Here is a 277-nt window from a genome sequence, read left to right on the forward strand (position 1 = left end):
CTTGCAGATATAAAGACACTAACGTCTTTCTTTACGTCTGAACCGCCTGTCTTATCAAACTCTAATTGAGTAGATGGCTGCCAAACCTCGTTAAAATTTAGCAGCGTATTGGGTCTAAAATTTGTAAATTCTAAATCATTGTTACTGTCTGATAAGTGCGTAAACTTTAAATCAGGCTTATTATCAGACATAGCACACCTTTAAATAGTAATGGTCAAACTCGATAGGCTGACATAGCCCCCAGCGTATATCTCAGGTTTATCAAGTACAATCTCAG

1 protein-coding gene is annotated in these 277 nt (G+C 37.2%); it reads right to left on the reverse strand.

Annotated features, from left to right (window positions below; translation table 11 throughout):
- Window positions 1-191 (reverse strand): hypothetical protein (locus tag SB725_RS30985; protein ID WP_410923212.1); only part of this gene is annotated, 191 nt, incomplete at its 3' end.
- Window positions 192-277 lie beyond the last annotated feature (86 nt).

The organism is Pseudomonas sp. SIMBA_041, assembly GCF_046535095.1.
In the GTDB taxonomy this organism is placed as follows: domain Bacteria; phylum Pseudomonadota; class Gammaproteobacteria; order Pseudomonadales; family Pseudomonadaceae; genus Aquipseudomonas; species Aquipseudomonas mucoides.